The sequence below is a fragment of the Caulobacter sp. CCH9-E1 genome, assembly GCF_001556515.1.
Classification (GTDB): Bacteria; Pseudomonadota; Alphaproteobacteria; order Caulobacterales; family Caulobacteraceae; genus Caulobacter.
The window spans coordinates 1-16,008 of record NZ_LSJA01000123.1 but is presented as its reverse complement, the minus strand read 5'-3'; the positions used below and the strand labels follow the sequence as shown (position 1 = coordinate 16,008).

General features: G+C 68.1%; 14 protein-coding genes. 11 read left to right on the top strand and 3 right to left on the bottom strand.

Annotation, left to right across the window (positions count from 1 at the left end):
* The first annotated feature begins 112 nt into the window (after nucleotides 1-112).
* The 10 genes from AX690_RS08000 (at nucleotide 113) to AX690_RS07955 (ending at nucleotide 11,274) form a co-directional block, all read left to right on the top strand.
* Complete coding sequence (locus AX690_RS08000; protein WP_082769563.1) at nucleotides 113-3,370, top strand: autotransporter outer membrane beta-barrel domain-containing protein; 3,258 nt, start codon at nucleotides 113-115, stop codon at nucleotides 3,368-3,370.
* A gap of 293 nt (nucleotides 3,371-3,663) precedes the next feature.
* The gene (locus AX690_RS07995; RefSeq protein ID WP_066681386.1) at nucleotides 3,664-5,127 is read left to right on the top strand and encodes an OprO/OprP family phosphate-selective porin; all 1,464 of its coding nucleotides are present in this window, start codon (nucleotides 3,664-3,666) and stop codon (nucleotides 5,125-5,127) included.
* Between the two features lie 91 nt (nucleotides 5,128-5,218).
* Entirely contained in the window at nucleotides 5,219-6,256 is a 1,038-nt protein-coding gene (locus AX690_RS07990) for a sulfate ABC transporter substrate-binding protein (protein ID WP_066681384.1), read from the top strand.
* A gap of 130 nt (nucleotides 6,257-6,386) precedes the next feature.
* Entirely contained in the window at nucleotides 6,387-7,487 is a 1,101-nt protein-coding gene (locus AX690_RS07985; RefSeq protein WP_066681382.1) for a histidine kinase dimerization/phosphoacceptor domain -containing protein, read from the top strand.
* Nucleotides 7,488-7,622: 135 nt separating this feature from the next.
* Nucleotides 7,623-8,090: a response regulator gene (locus tag AX690_RS07980; protein WP_066681381.1), complete on the top strand. Its 468-nt coding sequence runs from the start codon at nucleotides 7,623-7,625 to the stop codon at nucleotides 8,088-8,090.
* Nucleotides 8,091-8,363 carry a SemiSWEET family sugar transporter gene (locus AX690_RS07975; protein ID WP_066681379.1) on the top strand — a complete coding sequence of 91 codons (273 nt, stop codon included), beginning with the start codon at nucleotides 8,091-8,093 and terminating at the stop codon, nucleotides 8,361-8,363.
* A 76-nt stretch (nucleotides 8,364-8,439) separates the two neighbouring features.
* Nucleotides 8,440-9,354: an acetylglutamate kinase gene (argB, locus tag AX690_RS07970; RefSeq protein WP_066681377.1), complete on the top strand. Its 915-nt coding sequence runs from the start codon at nucleotides 8,440-8,442 to the stop codon at nucleotides 9,352-9,354.
* Entirely contained in the window at nucleotides 9,351-10,016 is a 666-nt protein-coding gene (locus AX690_RS07965; RefSeq protein ID WP_066681375.1) for a pyrimidine 5'-nucleotidase, read from the top strand. The genes argB and AX690_RS07965 overlap by 4 nt, the downstream gene beginning before the upstream one ends.
* Entirely contained in the window at nucleotides 10,013-10,858 is an 846-nt protein-coding gene (gene dapD, locus AX690_RS07960; protein WP_066681373.1) for a 2,3,4,5-tetrahydropyridine-2,6-dicarboxylate N-succinyltransferase, read from the top strand. The genes AX690_RS07965 and dapD overlap by 4 nt, the downstream gene beginning before the upstream one ends.
* A gap of 146 nt (nucleotides 10,859-11,004) precedes the next feature.
* On the top strand, nucleotides 11,005-11,274 hold the full coding sequence (locus AX690_RS07955) for a GNAT family N-acetyltransferase (protein WP_066680417.1): 270 nt from the start codon (nucleotides 11,005-11,007) through the stop codon (nucleotides 11,272-11,274).
* Between the two features lie 141 nt (nucleotides 11,275-11,415).
* Here the strand turns inward: AX690_RS07955 and AX690_RS07950 are convergent, their stop codons facing one another.
* The 3 genes from AX690_RS07950 to AX690_RS07940 all read right to left on the bottom strand — a co-directional run bounded on the left by AX690_RS07950 (nucleotide 11,416) and on the right by AX690_RS07940 (nucleotide 14,735).
* Nucleotides 11,416-12,795, bottom strand: coding sequence for a M28 family peptidase (locus AX690_RS07950; protein ID WP_066680419.1), 1,380 nt, complete (start codon nucleotides 12,793-12,795; stop codon nucleotides 11,416-11,418).
* Between the two features lie 321 nt (nucleotides 12,796-13,116).
* Nucleotides 13,117-13,686, bottom strand: a complete 570-nt coding sequence (locus AX690_RS07945; protein WP_156449603.1) for an OmpA family protein — start codon at nucleotides 13,684-13,686, stop codon at nucleotides 13,117-13,119.
* A 179-nt stretch (nucleotides 13,687-13,865) separates the two neighbouring features.
* On the bottom strand, nucleotides 13,866-14,735 hold the full coding sequence (locus AX690_RS07940) for a LysR family transcriptional regulator (protein WP_066680422.1): 870 nt from the start codon (nucleotides 14,733-14,735) through the stop codon (nucleotides 13,866-13,868).
* Nucleotides 14,736-14,831: 96 nt separating this feature from the next.
* On the opposite strand from AX690_RS07940, the gene bla reads away from it, so the two are divergent.
* Nucleotides 14,832-15,722, top strand: coding sequence for a class A beta-lactamase (bla, locus tag AX690_RS07935; RefSeq protein WP_066680424.1), 891 nt, complete (start codon nucleotides 14,832-14,834; stop codon nucleotides 15,720-15,722).
* Nucleotides 15,723-16,008: the final 286 nt, after the last annotated feature.

The following is a 16,008-nucleotide window of genomic DNA, read 5'->3' as shown; positions in this document are numbered from 1 at the left end:
GCCCCGCCAAGCCATGCGATAGACGGTTGGCGCCTTAGTGCGTGTCGCGAGCGGGACTCACCGCATTTTCGCCGCAACGTGACCCGAATTAGGTGCGCCAGTTTCTATCGAGGTGTCGTTCGTAATGCAGCGCAAGGTCCTGGTCGCGACGGTCGCGGCCGCTCCTCTTCTGGCCATGGCCTTCGCCGCGTCGGCGGAAACCTCGGTCTCCACCGCGCGCACGACGCCGATCGCCACCAGCACGGCGACGGGCTCGGCGGCTGACGACATCAAGATCACGTCCGATGGCTCGATCAAGCCGACCGCGGCGGGCGCCATCGTCACGATCGACAGCAACAACAAGGTGACCAACTCGGGCACGCTCTCGACCAACAACGTCAATGACAGCGTCGGCGTGCTGATCATCGGCGGCAAGACGGGGGGCCTGACCAATTCGGCGACCATCTCGCTGGTCGAGGACTACACGCCCACCGATAGCGACAATGACGGCGATCTGGACGGTTCGTTCGCCCAGGGCTCGAATCGCTTCGGCGTGCGCCTGACCAACGCCGGGACCTTCACCGGCGATATCGTTAACGACGCCGCCGGCGTGATCAGCGTCGAGGGCAACAACTCCGCGGGCATGCTGCTGGAAGGTCCCGTCGTCGGGAACGTCACCAACCTGGGCAGCATCAGCGTCATCGGCGACAACGCCCGCGGCGTGCGCATCGCCGCGCCGGTGACGGGCAAGGTCACGCTCGGCGGCTCGATCACCGTCCAGGGCGTCGGCGCGATCGCGCAGGATATCGACGCCAACATCAACGGCGCCTTGGTGCTGCAAGGCTCGGCCAGCGCCACCGGCTACCGCTCGACCTCCCGCCCCGCCACCGTGGACGCCCTGAACAAGCTGGACGCCGACGACCTGCGGCAAGGCGGGTCCGCCGTACGAATCGCGGGCGACGTGACGGGCGGCGTCCTGCTGCAGGGATCCAACTATTCGAGCAAGGTGGGCGCTGACGGCAACACCGTGCTCACCACGATCACGTCCAGCAACACCGGGACGTCCAGCATCAGCGCCTTCGGCGCGGCGCCGGCGTTGCAGATTGGCTCGGCCAACCAGAACGTGACTCTGGGCGCCGTCGGAACCGGCGACAACGCCTTCGGCCTGATCGCCAAGGGCTCGATCACCGCCGGCGGCGTCTATAACGGCGTCACCGCGACCGGTCTGTCGGTCGGCGCGGGCGGCGGGCGTACGACCACGCTGGTCGGAGGCCTGCGCAACGACGGCCAGATCTCGGCCAGCACGTACGAAGCCAACGCTACGGGCGCCATCCTCAACAGCGGCGCGGTCGCCGACCAGCTGCTGAACCGCGGCTCGATCCTGTCGACGGCCTCCTCGTACGCCGCTTCGGGCGTCACCGCCTCGGCCCGCGGCCTGGTGCTGGGCGCTGGCTCCACCGCCTCGACCGTGAACAATTACGGCACGATCGGCGCGACGCGCGTCGGCGAGACCGGCGACGCCGTGGCCGTGCTCGACCAGGGCGGCACGCTCAAGACGATCACCAACACGGGCGCGATCCGCGCCACGGTCACCGCCCCGCAGTTCAAGGCCGACGGCAAGACCGCCACGGTGACGGCCGGCGGCCAGGCGATCGCCCTGGACCTCCGCGCCAATAACGCCGGCGTGACCTACACCCAGACGGGGCCGTCCAGCTTCGCCTCGACGACCACCTTCCCGAGCACGGACACCGTCACCAGCACCGACACCACCACCGTCACGTCGACGCCGACCACCGTGGGCGACGTGCTGTTCGGCGGCGGCAATGACACCCTGAACCTGAACAGCGGCACCCTGGTGGGCGCCATGTCGTTCGGCGCGGGCCAAGACCGCCTGTCGATCACCAACGGCGCGGTGGCCCTGGGCGCGCTGACCGACAGCGACGGCAAGCTCGACATCTCGGTCGCCAACGGCAGCCTGGGCATCCTGAACAGCGAGACGATCAACGTCAGCAGCCTGAACATCGGCTCGACCGGCAAGATTCTGTTCTCGGCCGATCCGGCCGCCGGGACCGGCACGAAGCTGGTCGTCTCCGGCGCGACCACGATCGCCTCGGGCGCCGAGCTGGGCATCCGCCTGGCCAATCTGGTCAAGCAGCCGACCACCTTCACGGTGATCCAGGGCTCGAACATCAGCACGGGCACGTTCGGCAACGGCCTGCTGGCGCAGTCGCCCTATCTGTACGTCGCCACCAGCCGCGCCGACGCCAACAACGTCTATATCGACGTGCGCCGCCGGACCGCCGCCGAGATCGGCTTCAACAAGGCCGAGACTTCGGCCTATGACGCCGTGTTCGCGGCCCTGGGCCAGGACACGGCCCTGGCCAGCGCCTTCCTGAACCAGAGCACGCGCGACAGCTTCCGCGACGTCTACGACCAGATGCTGCCCGACCAGGGCGAAGGCATGTTCTCGGCCCTGCAGTCGGTCAACCAGCAGATTTCGGCGGCGACCATGTTCCGCCCCGATCCGGGCGACCGCTACGGGCCTGACAGCCTGTGGGTCCAGGAGATCAACTCGCTGACCCGGCGCGACACCGACCAGACCCTGGGCTCCGACACCCAGGCGTTCGGTTTCGTCGCCGGCTACGAGGCCATGGGCGACGCGGGCGGCGCCCTGGGCGTGACCCTGGCCTACGCCAGCCTGGAAGAGCACGACACCGTCGCCAAGGTCGGCGAGCACACCACCGCCTCGTTCATCCAGACCGGCGCCTACTGGCGGCGTTCGGTCGGCGGCTGGCGCTTCAACGCCGGCGGCGGCGTGGGCTATGGCTTCTTCAACGGCAAGCGCAGCTTCATCGCGCCGGACAGAAACGCCGACGGCGTGGCCGACCTGGTCCTGAAGAACCGCGCCGACTGGAACGGCCTGACCTCGAACGCCTATGCCGGCGTCGCCTACGAGGCCAAGATGGGCCGCTTCTTCGCCCGCCCCGAAGGCCGCGTGGACTACGTCTGGCTGCGCGAGGGCAAGCGCGCCGAAAGCGGCGGCGGTTCGGGCTTCGACCTGACCGTCGACAAGCGCACCTCCAGCAATCTCAGCGGCGAACTGGGCCTCGTCCTCGGCGCCGACTACGGCAAGACCGTCTGGTGGCGTCCGGAAATCCGCGTCGGCTACCGCAAGACCTTGGCCGGTTCGGTCGGCGACACGATCGCCAGCTTCAAGGGCGGCAACCCGTTCACCCTGGCGGCGCTCAACGACAAGGACGGCGCGGTCACCGCCGGCTTCGCCCTGCGCGCCGGCACGCCGATGTCGTACCTGGCGCTGGAAGGCGGCGTGGAAGCCACCAAGAAGCAGAAGCGCTACAACCTGCGCCTGGCCGGGCGCGCGATGTTCTAAGGCGGATCGCCTTTCTACCGACGACCCGAAGGGGCCCACGGCATGCCGTGGGCCCCTTTTTCATGCCTCGCGCGCGCCAAACGACCGACCAGATCATTTCATCCGTAAACAGATTGTTCTTGCTTGCGGCGTTGAATCCGAGGGGAGGATTCGAAGGATCTTCCGCACCGGTCGCCGCGCCTTACAGAAAAACTCATGGCCGGCGCTCTCAAATCTCTATTTCCGAGATAGGGATAATGGTCTTCCCTAGCTCGGCAGGTCGGCCCGCCCCGCGGCGCCGAGAGGGGACCAACATGATCAAGCCAACCCAGATCGTCTTCCGCGCCGCGCTGATCGCCGGCGTCTCCCTGCTGGCCGCCGCCGGCGCGGCGTCCGCTCAGACGACCCCGCCCAGCCCGGATGAGGCCGCCGCGCGCATCGCCGCGCTCGAGGCCCAGCTGGCCGCCCTGCAGCAGCAGGTCGCCGACCTGAAGGCCGCCACCGCGGCCAGCTTCAAGGACGTGCGCACGACGCAGGCGGGCGCCACCGTCAGCATCGCCGGCGGCAAGCCGACCATTGTGTCCGGCGACGGCGCCTACAGCGCCACCCTGCACGGCGTCATGCAGCTCGACACCGCCCACTACTTCCAGGACAAGGACCTGCCGGCGGTGATCGGCAACGGCCGCGACCTGAACAACGGCACGAACTTCCGCCGCGCCCGCCTCGGCGTCGACGGCAAGTTCGCCAAGAACTTCGACTACTCGATCCTGCTGGATTTCGGCGGCGCCGGCACGGACGGCTCGGGCGTGCTGCAGGAGATTTACCTCCAGTACAACTACGCCCCGTTCAAGGTCCGCGTCGGCGCGTTCGCCCCGAACCTCGGTCTCGAGGACGCCGCCTCGACCAACGGCTCGCTGTTCCCCGAACGCCCCTCGGCCGCCGAGGCCGCCCGCGGCCTGGCCGGCGCCGACCGCCGGATCGCCCTGCAGGCCCAGACCGTCGGCGAACGCTGGATCCTGTCCGGCGCCGTGACCGGGGCCAAGGCGGGTGACGGCCAGACCTTCGACGAGCAACTGGGCTATCTGGCCCGCCTGGCCGGTACGCCGCTGAAGGGCCAGGACTGGCTGATCCATGTCGGGGCCAACGCCAGCGTCATCGCCACGCCCGCCCAGACCGCCGCCCTCAGCGGCGCCTATCCGATCAATATCCAGGACCGTCCCGAGCTGCGCGTCGACGGCCAGCAGCTGATCGGCACAGGCGCCATCAACGCCAAGGGCGCGCGCCACTACGGCCTGGAGTTGGCGGCCCAGAAGGCGAACTTCCTGATCCAGGGCGAGGTCTTCGACTACAAGATCGACCGCCGCAATCCGGCCGCGGGCGTCAGCGATCCCAGGTTCAAGGGCTGGTACGTGGAAGGCGGCTGGGTGCTGACGGGCGAGGCCCGCAAGTACAATACGGCCAACTTCGCCTTCGACGCCCCGACCATCGCCAATCCGTTCGACCCCAAGAAGGGCAAGTGGGGCGCCTGGGAGCTGGCCGCGCGCTACTCCGTGCTCGATCTCAACCACCACGAGGACGCGATCCTGGCCGCCGACCGCGTGCGCGGCGGCGAGCAGACCATCTGGACAGCCGGCCTGAACTGGTTCCCCAATTCGGTGACCAAGTTCTCGCTCGACTATCTGGATGTCGACATCGATCGCAAGGATCCGGCCGGAGGCCTGCTGCCGCTGAGCCAGAGCTACCAGGCGATCAACCTCCGCAGTCAGTTCGCGTTCTAGCTTAACAGGCCGCCCGCGCCGCAAGGCGAAGAGCCCGGAATGGGCGGCCCCTCACCTCCCGTCGTCCAAGTCCAAGGAAAGGATCGCGCCCATGAGCGACACCCGCAAGGCTCCCACCCGACGCGGCTTGCTGGCGGGCGCCGGCGCCGGGGCCGCGACCCTGATGGCGGGGCCCCTGGCCCACGCCCAGGCCAAGCCGGTCACGCTGCTGAACGTCAGCTACGACCCGACGCGCGAACTCTACAAGGACATCAACGCCGCCTACGCCAAGTACTGGAAGGACAAGGTCGGCCAGACCCTGACGATCAACCAGAGCCACGGCGGCTCGGGCAAGCAGGCCCGCTCGGTGATCGACGGCCTGCAGGCCGACGTCGTCACCCTGGCGCTGGCCTATGACATCGACGAGATCGCCGCCAGGGCCAAGCTCTTGCCGGCCAACTGGCAGTCGCGCCTGCCGCAGAACTCGACGCCCTACGCCTCGACGATCGTGTTCCTGGTCCGCAAGGGCAATCCCTGGAAGATCAAGGACTGGCCGGACCTGATCAAGCCGGGCGTCGACGTGATCACCCCGAACCCGAAGACCTCGGGCGGCGCGCGCTGGAACTATCTGGCGGCCTGGGCCTGGGCGCTGAAGCAGCCCGGCGGCAACCCCGCCAAGGCCGAGGCCTATGTGCGCAGCCTGTTCGACCACGTGCCGGTGCTGGACACCGGCGCGCGCGGCGCGACCACCACCTTCACCCAGCGCGGCATCGGCGACGTGCTGCTGGCCTGGGAGAACGAGGCGTTCCTGGCCCAGGAGGAGCTGCCGGGCAAGTTCGACATCGTCTATCCGTCGATCTCGATCCTGGCCGAACCGCCGGTCGCCCTGGTCGACAAGAACGTCGACCGCCACAAGACCCGCACCGTGGCCGAGGGCTATCTGAACTTTCTCTACAGCCCGCTGGCGCAGGATCTGATCGGCAAGAACCACTACCGCCCACGCAACGCGGCCGTGGCGGCCAAATACGCCAGCAAGTTCAAGTCGATTCCGCTGGTCACGATCGACGACACCTTTGGCGGCTGGAAGAAAGCCCAGGCCACGCACTTCGGCGAAGGCGGCGTCTTCGACAGGATCTATCAGCCCAGGTAGGGGGCCTCCAGACAGCGCGGCGGCGGCCGCAGCCTACCCGCCGTCCCTATTTTTGGATTGAACCTATGTAGGGAACTCGACACCATCGAGTACGTTGAGCGTCCACGGGGCGGTGGAGCTGATTGCAGGCATGGACGACTATTCGGAATCGCGACGCGCCGGCGACCGCCTGGCCGCCGGACACGGCATCGACGATCCTTTCGCCGCGGCGATCCGCGCGACCCGGATGGCGATGATCGTCACCGACGCCGCCCAGGCCGACAACCCGATCATCTTCGCCAACGACGCCTTCCTGAAACTGACCGGTTACGAGCGCGACGAGGTCATCGGTCGCAACTGCCGCATGCTGCAGGGGCCGGACACCGACCGGAACGCCGTCGCGGCCCTGAGCAAGGCCATCGCCGCCGGCGAGGACATGAATGTCGACCTGCTGAACTATCGCAAGGACGGCGCCACCTTCTGGAACGCGCTCTACGTCTCGCCCGTGCGCAACACGGCGGGCGAGATCGTCTATTTCTTCGGGTCCCAACTGGACGTCACCGATAAGAAGACCGCCGAGGCCAAGGTGCGCGAGCATCGGGACGACCTGGAGCAGGTCGTCGAGACCCGCACGCGGGAGCTGACCGAAGCCCTGGAGCAGAAGACCGCCCTGCTCCACGAGGTCGACCACCGCGTGAAGAACAACCTGCAGCTCATCTCCAGCCTGCTGCTGTTGCAGACGCGCCGGGTTCCTGATCCGGCCCTGAAGGCGTCGCTGAAGGGCATGCTGGGCCGGGTCAACGCCATCGCCACCGTCCACCGGCGCCTGTTCCAGAGCGAGGACGTCGAACGGTTCGACGTCTCGGCCTTCATCCGCGACATGGTCGCCGACCTGATGGGCTCGGCGGGCCGCGACGACATCGAGATGCAGCTGGATCTCGAGCGCGTCGACATCCCCGCCGCCAAGGCCGCGCCGTTCGCCCTGGTGGTCAATGAGCTGCTGACCAATTCGTTGAAGCACGGCTTCCCCGAAGGCCGCGGCGGCCGGATCTTCGTGGGCGTCAGCCGCTTGAACGGCGATTTCAGGATCGAAATCACCGACAACGGCGTTGGAATCCAGCAACAGGCCATCGGCTTTGGCCTGACCATCGTTCAGCTGCTTTGCCAGCAGCTGAAAGCTAAGTGGGAAACCACCGACGCGGAACCTGGAACCCGCGTGGTCGTTCTCCTGCCCGTGAATGGCGCGCATTAGAGCGCGTTAGGTTTAAGTGTGAGCGGTTGAACCGCTCGAACGCGCTCTAAGTGTTTGAATTAGAGCCTGTTTATCTGGTTTAGATGGAACCATCTAAACCAGACAGGCTCTAGAGTGAAGGACAAGGCTTTGGGTATGAGCGGTCGAGCGCTCGAGGTACTGATCGTCGAGGATGAGATGCTGCTGGCCATCGAGCTGGAGCACCTGATCGAAGAGGTCGGCTGCCATCCGCTCGGCTTGGCCATGAGCTCGGACGAGGCCGTGGCCCTCGCCCAGCAACTGCATCCGGACCTCGCCCTGGTCGACGTCCACCTCAGCGACGGCCCGACCGGCGTCGATGTCGCCCGCAAGATCTCGCAAGACTGCGGCGGCGTGGCGCTGTTCATGACCGCCAACGTCAAGCGGCTGCCCGAGGATTTCGCCGGCGCCTGCGGCGTGATCGGCAAGCCCTATTCCGAGCATGGCGTGAAAACCGCCCTGTCCTACCTGGCCCACTGCCTGCGCGAGGGCCACGCGCCGGGCCCGACGCCGGTGGGCTTGACCCTGGCGCCGGCCTACGCCGACCTGTGGGGCCTGGACCAGACCTTGGCCCAGACCGCCTAGATGGCCGTCACGCCCGTCGCCGCGACCATCGGGACGATCGCGGCGCTGCTGTCGATCACCAGTTTCGCGCCCCAGATCCTGAAGATCTGGAAGGAAAAGGACGCCTCGGCCGTGTCCTTGCGGACCTATGTCGTCACCGTCACCGGCTTCGCCTGCTGGATCGCCTACGGGATCATGATCCGGGCCTGGCCGGTGATCGCGTCCAACATCGCCTGCCTGCTGATGTCGGGCGCGGTGTTGCTGATGAAGTGGCGGTTCGAGCGGCGCGGCTAACTCAGCGTTTTTGATGACAGGGGGGGCGGGGTCCGCTATCGAGGCGCGCCTAATTTCCCTTCGAGGACAAGCCGCCTTGACCGACGCCGCCGAGGAAGCCGGCTGGGCCACCGCCAAGACCCTGGCCGAAGCCCTGCCCTACATCCAGATCTACGACCGCGAGACGGTGGTGATCAAATACGGCGGCCACGCCATGGGCCAGGAAGAGGTGGCCAAGGTCTTCGCCGCCGACGCCGTGCTGCTGAAGCTCTTGGGCGTGCACCCGGTGGTCGTCCACGGCGGCGGCCCGCAGATCAGCCGCATGCTCGACAAGGCCGGCGTCAAGTCGACCTTCGTCGACGGCCTGCGCGTCACCGACGAAGCCACCATGGAAGTGGCCGAGATGGTCCTGTCGGGGGCGATCAACAAGGAAATCGCCAACTGGATCACCCAGGCCGGCGCCGAGGCCGACGTGCGCGGCGTGGGCCTGTCGGGCAAGGACGCCCGCCTGATCACCGCCGAGAAGGTGACCCGCACCAAGAAGGACCCGGACAGCAATATCGAGCAGGTCGTGGACCTGGGCTTCGTGGGCGAACCGACCAAGATCGACCCGCACATCATCCAGGCCCTGCTGACCTCCGAGACCGACTACATCCCGGTGATCGCCCCGATCGGCGTCTCCGAGGCGGGCGAGACCTTCAACATCAACGCCGACACCGTGGCCGGCGCCCTGGCGGGCGCGCTGAAGGCCAAGCGGATGCTGATGCTGACCGACATCAAGGGCGTGCTCGACGCCAACGGCGAACTGATCCGCCAGATGACGATCGAGGAGGCCCGCGCGCTGATCGCCACGGGCGTCGCCACCGGCGGCATGATCCCGAAGCTGGAGAACGCCATCCACGCCGTGGAGTCGGGCGTCGAGGCCGTGGTCATCCTGGATGGCCGGCGTCCCCACGCCATGCTGGTCGAGCTGTTCAGCGAACACGGCGCGGGCACGCTCATCTCGAAATGAGCGCCGACCTCACCCACGTCGACACCTGGCTCTTCGACCTCGACAACACCCTGTACCCGCTGGAAAGCGAGTTCATGGGGCTGATCGAGGCCAAGATGACCGACTTCGTCCAGCGCGAGACCGGTCTGCCCCGCGACGAGGCCCGGGCGTTGCAGCACAGCTACTTCACCGAGCACGGCACCACCCTGGCCGGGCTGATGATCAACCATGGCCTGGAGCCCAAGCGCTTCCTGGACGAGGTCCACGACGTCGAGCTGGACCGGCTGACGCCGAACCCGGCCCTGCGCGCGGCGATCGCCCGCCTGCCGGGCCGCCGGCTGATCTTCACCAACGGCTCGCTGGGCCACGCCGAGCGGGTGCTGACGCACCTGGAGCTGCGCGATCTGTTCTCCGAGGTCTTCGCGATCGAGACGGCGGACTACGTGCCGAAACCCGCCCTGGCGACCTTCGACAAGATCACCAAGCTGCACGCCATCGACCCGCCGATGACCGCCTTCTTCGAGGACAGCGAGAAGAACCTCGTGCCGGCCTCCCGCCTGGGCATGACCACGGTGCTGGTCGGCCCGCACGCGGCCGCCTCGACCTCGGAACACGTCCATTTCCGCACTCCCGACCTCGCCGAGTTCCTGAGCTCGGCCCGCCTGCAAGGAAATCCCGCATGACCGCCGTCAGCCTCGCCGATCTGCAAACCGAGATCGAAGCCGCCTGGGAAGCCCGCGCCGACGTCTCGGCCGCCACCACCGGTCCGGTCCGCACCGCCGTCGACGAAGCCCTGCTGCTGCTCGACAGCGGCAAGGCGCGCGTCTCGGAAAAGATCGACGGCGAGTGGGTCACGCACCAGTGGCTGAAGAAGGCCGTGCTGCTGTCGTTCCGCCTGAACCCCAACACCGTGATGCGCGCCGGGACGCTGGGCGGCGGCGTCGGTCCCTGGTGGGACAAGGTGCCGAACAAGTTCGACGGCTGGGACGCGCCGCAGTTCGAGGCCGGCGGCTTCCGCGCCGTGCCCGGCGCCATCGTCCGCCGCGGCGCCCATATCGGCAAGAACGTGATCCTGATGCCCTCGTTCGTGAACATCGGCGGCTATGTCGACGAAGGCACGATGGTCGACACCTGGGTCACGGTCGGCTCGTGCGCCCAGATCGGCAAGAACGTGCACCTGTCGGGCGGCGTCGGCATCGGCGGCGTGCTGGAGCCCCTGCAGGCCAACCCGACCATCATCGAGGACAACTGCTTCATCGGCGCCCGCTCGGAAGTCGTCGAGGGCGTGGTCGTCGGCGAGGGGAGCGTGCTGTCGATGGGCGTGTTCATCAGCGCCTCGACCAAGATCGTCGACCGCAAGACCGGCCAGGTCCACATCGGCAAGGTCCCACCCTACAGCGTCGTGGTCCCGGGCGGGCTGCCCGACCCGAACGGCGGCCCCAGCCTCTACTGCGCGGTGATCGTCAAGACGGTGGACGCGCAGACGCGGTCGAAGACCAGCATCAACGACCTGCTGCGGGATTGATAGCGGCTTAGTTCCTCCCCCGCGTCGCGGGGGAGGTGGCCCAGAGGGCCGGAGGGGGCCAGCTCGGCCGACCTCCAGTTCGCCCCCTCCGGCCCTCTGGGCCACCTCCCCCGCAACGCGGGGGAGGATCAAGCGTTGGAAGCCTCATGACCGACATCTTCCGCCACAACCCCGAACTCAGCCGCTACGAGCTGGAGGTCGACGGCCTGCTGGCCTTCGCCGACTACCAGCGTTCGGGGCATAGGCTGGTCATCCCGCACGTCGAGGCCGACCCCGCCCTGCGCGGCGCGGGCGCCGCCGGCCGGCTGATGACCAAGGTCGCCGAGACCGCGCGCGCCGAGGGCATGCGGATCACCCCGCTGTGCTCCTACGCGGCGGCCTGGCTGAAGCGGAACGATCCGGACCTGATCGCTTAGCCCATCACCCCGACCTCCCCGGCGAACGCCGGGGCCCAGATTCATCCGGAAAGGTTTGGGCGATCGCGCCCTCGGGCCTCGCAAGGTGCGCAAGCTCAATGGGTTTCGATCTGGACCCCGGCATTCGCCGGGGAAGTCGGATTATTTGGGGGCCGCCGTCGGGACCACGCTCTCGAAGCTGCCCGCTGGTCCGGGGAAGACGATCGGGCTTTCCCAGCCGTCGGCGGTGACCGACGAGACGCCGAAGAAGTAGTCGTCGATCACCACGTCCTTCAGGGTCGCGGTCGCGGCCGGGCCCGGGACCCAGCGGTTCAGGCTCCAGGTCGGGTCGGTGGTCACGCGCCACCAGACGCGGTGGCCGGCCGCGCCGGGCGTCGGGGCCCACGCGACCTTGGTGTCGGGGCTGACCGCGCCCTCAATCTTGACGCCCGACGGCGGCGGCGGGGCCGAGGCGAGGCTGGCCATCGCCACCACGTTCAGCCGCGCGACCTGGGCCAGATAGGAAAAGTCCACGCCCTCGATCGTGTCGCCATAGACCCTGCCCTTCTCGGTTCGCAGGTCCTGGTGCTGGCGGTCGTAGTTCTCCACGGCCTCGGTGACGCGCACGGCCGGATAGCCGGCCTCCAGCAGCGGGACCTGGTCGCCGCCCCGGCCATAGCGGTCGGTGCGATAGACCATCACCACGTCAAAGTTGGTCAGGTACTTGTCGGCCAGGCCGTCCAGATAGCGGGCCAGGTTGCGCGAAGGGCTGTCGACCTCGCCGCCATTGTAGCGGCGGCCGTTGGCCTGCTCGGGCGTCTCGACCGCCTTGGTGCCTTCGGAAAAGACCCGGACCTCCGTGTTGTTCATCACCCCGCTCTGGCCGCGGCTGTTGCCGACGATGTCGTTGTTGAGATCGGCCTCGACCTTCCAGCCGTTGGCGCGGGCGTAGTCGGCCAGGATCTTGCCGCCGTAAAGCCCCTGTTCCTCGCCCGACAGGACGGCGTAGACCAGGGTGGCCGGGAACCTGTGCTTGGACAGCACCCGCGCGGCCTCGATCACCGCCGCCACGCCCGAGGCGTCGTCATTGGCGCCCGGCGCGTCGCTGGTGAAGTCCATGACGTCGGAGACGCGGCTGTCGATGTGGCCGGCGATGATGATCACCCGGCTGGGATCGCTGGTCCCCTTCTGGATCGCCAGGACGTTCATCACCTCGGTCGCCTTGGGGATGCGCCGGCCGGTGACGACCTGGGACGGCGTCTCGACGGTCAGGCAGCCGCCGCAGTCCTTGGAGATCGCCTCGAACCGGGCCTTGGTCCAGCGCCGGGCCGCGCCGATGCCGCGCTTGTCCGACTGGGTATCGGACAGGGTGTGGCGGGTGCCAAAGCCCACCAGCGAACGGATCGTGCTCTCCAGCGCCTTGGCGTCCACATCGGCGGCCACCGTCCGCAGCAACGGTTGATCCGTCGACGGGGCTGGCGTCTCGGCGTGAGCGACGCCGGCCGCCATCAGGCCGGCGGCGAGGACGAGGGAAAGGCGCATGGCGACTCCGGAGCAAGAGCGCGAACGTTGCCGATCCTACTCTCCAGAAACAACCCAAAACCCCGACCTCCCCGGCGAATGCCCGGGGCCCAGATGCATCCGGATGCGGTTTGGGAGTCACTGAGCAAATCGGCGGCGGCGAACGATGGGTCCTGGGCGCAAGGCCCAGGAAGGCGGGAATTGATCTCCGCTTCCAAGGCCATTCCGTCCCAGGACGGAATCCTCGCCGGCGCGGCGCTCACTCCCGCGCCGGCGAGTCCGCCCAGGACGGGCGCTTCGGCTTGATGCCGACCGAAGCGCCCGTCCGGAACGCGGGAGGAACTAGCTGAGGACCATCACGACGACGCGGCGGTTCTGGGCGCGGCCCTCGCGCGTCTCGTTCGGGGCGACCGGAGCATCCTGGCCGTAGGAGATCGTCGCCATCCGGTTCAGGGCGACGCCGTGCTGGCTGAGGAACTTGCGCACCGTCTCCGCGCGCTTTTCGCCGAGCTCGTCGTTGTATTCCTTCGAGCCGGAGTTGTCGGTGTGACCCTGGATCTCGAGGTAGACGTTCTTGTTGTCGGCCTTCAGCTTCTCGGCGAATTCGCCCAGGCGCTGCTCGGCTTCCGGCGAGAGGTTGGCGGCGTTGACCGGGAACTTCACCGAGTCGTCGCTGAGCACCAGGGCGTACTGGAACTTGCCCTCGGCCAGCTTGCCGGCCTTGGTCGCGCGATCCAGCGCTTCCTTCGCCGTCTGGTCCAGTTCGCCGATCTGGGTGTCGTGAGCGCTGACCCGCTCGTTGACGGCCCCAACCTGGGTGTTGACGTACTTCTTGGTCGCGCAGCCGCTGACCGTAAGGCCGCCCATCACCAGGGCGGCGGCGACCATCATGGTCTTCGTGCTTGCTATCATCTTGCGTCTCATCCGTAGTGACGCGGCGTCCTGCAACGCTCGCTGTTTCAAAACGGACAGCCGAACTTGGCTAAAGATGGGCGCGATTCCGGCGCTTCCGAGCCAAGCTTGAGCATTGATTCTCAAGCACATTATTACCGCGCGCGAACCCAGGTGGCGGCCTTTGGTTCCGTCGAAATTTATTCCGTTTCCGACGTCGAAAGCCACGCCAGGAAGGCCTTCAGGGCCGGTCCCGGCGCCTTCGACTTCAGCCAGGTGAGCCAGTAGCGACCCGCCCCGACCTCGATGTCGAAGGGCCGGACCACGCGTCCTTGGGCGAGGTCCCGGCTAAACATATTGGGCGGCGCCAGCGCCACGCCAAGACCCTGGATCGCCGCTTCGACCATTACCCACGAGCTGTCGAACACGGGCCCCCGGATCGGCGGCGGCGACAGGCCGGCGGCCGCGAACCAGTCGGGCCAGTCGGCGGCGCGGTAGCTGCGCAGCAGGGTCTCGCCAAACAGGTCGCGGGGCTCGGCGAGGCGTTCGGCCACCGCCGGGGCGCAGAGCGGACTCATCGGCGCGGCGAACAACGGCGCGGCCTCGGTGCCGTGCCAGGCCCCGTCGCCGAAACGGATGGCGCAGTCCAACCCCTCCCCCGCCAGGTCGGCGCGGTTGTTGTTGGTGAAGAGCCTAAGGTCCACGAACGGATGCGCCTCGCGGAAAGCGGGCAGGCGCGGCAGCAGCCAGCCGACCGCGAAGGTGCCGACCACGCCGACGCTCAGCACCTCGGTGACCCGGCCGCCTTCGAAACGCGCCAGGGCGCCATCCAGCCGGTCGAACGAGTCACGCACCGACGGCAGCAGCGCCAGCCCCTCGTCGGTCAGGGCCAGGCCGCGCGGCAGGCGGCGGAACAGGGCCGCGCCGAGCCGCGCCTCCAGCCCCTTCACCTGGTGGCTGATCGCCGCCTGGGTCACGCACAGCTCGATCGCCGCCTTGGTGAAGGACAGGTGGCGGGCCGAGGCCTCGAAGGCGCGCAGGGCGTTGAGGGGCAGTTGAGCGCGGCTCACGGGTCAGACCCTAATTCAGCTAATGGCTGCGCCAAGCTATCGTCGTTTGCGCGGAAAGCCAGGCCTGGGCAGGGTCCCGCCCGAGGAGAACCCCGCATGCTGCATCGTAGAAACCTGATCACGGCCCTGGCGGCCGCGCCCGTCCTGCTGCCCGCCGTCGCCGGCGCGGCGCCCATCGACCAGAAAGCCCTTAGCTCACGTATTAACGAATTGGAGCGCGCTAGCGGCGGACGGATCGGCGTGGCGGTGCTGGACACCCAAGACGGCCGCCGTTTCGCCTGGCGCGGGGACGAGCGCTTCCGGATGTGCAGCACGGTGAAGGCGCCTCTGTCGGCGGCCATTCTCCGCCGCGTCGACCAGGGTCGCGAACGGCTGGATCGACGGGTGACTTTCGGCCCCGAGGTGCTGATGGGCAATTCGCCGATCGTCGAGAAGCACGTCCAGGACGGCCTGACCATCGGCCAGTTGTGCGAGGCGACCATCACGCTCAGCGACAACGCCGCGGCCAACCTCTTGTTCGAGGCCCTGGGCGGTCCCAGCGGCGGACCGGCGGCCCTGACCCGCTTCCTGCGCGCCATCGGCGACCAGACCACCCGCAGCGACCGGCTGGAGCCGGCGCTGAACGGCGGAGCCCCCGACGATCCGCGCGACACGACGACACCGTCCGCGATCGTGGCGACCTGGAAGGCGCTGCTGCTGGACGACGCCCTCTCCCCCGCCTCGCGCCAGCGGCTGCGCGACTGGCTGATCGCCAACAAGACCGGCGACAGACGGCTGCGCGCGGGCCTGCCGCCCGGCTGGCGCGTCGGCGACAAGACCGGCAACAACGGCAAGGACATCACCAACGACGTCGCCATCGCCTGGCCGCCGGGCCGGGGGCCGGTGTTGATCGGCGTCTTCCATGATCGCGGCGGCGACGAGGACGCCCGCAACACCGTCCACGCGAACGTGGCGCGGGCCGTCGTGGCGGCGGGGTTTGGAGGATAGCGGGAAAAGTTATCCACAGGGCCGCCCCTCTCCCCTTGCGGGAGAGGGTGGCCGGCGAAGCCGGTCGGGTGAGGGGTCACTCCGATGCACCCGTTCAACCCCTCATCCGGCCCTTCGGGCCACCTTCTCCCGCAAGGGGAGAAGGATCAATTCCCGTTCCTTTCCCCGCCCAGTAACAGACGTTTCCCTTACGCCACGGCCACTTACACAAAAACGCAGGTTTCTTACGCACGGCGCCTCCCCCGCCCTCATGCTTGAAGTCATGAGCACCGCCCCCTCCCCCACC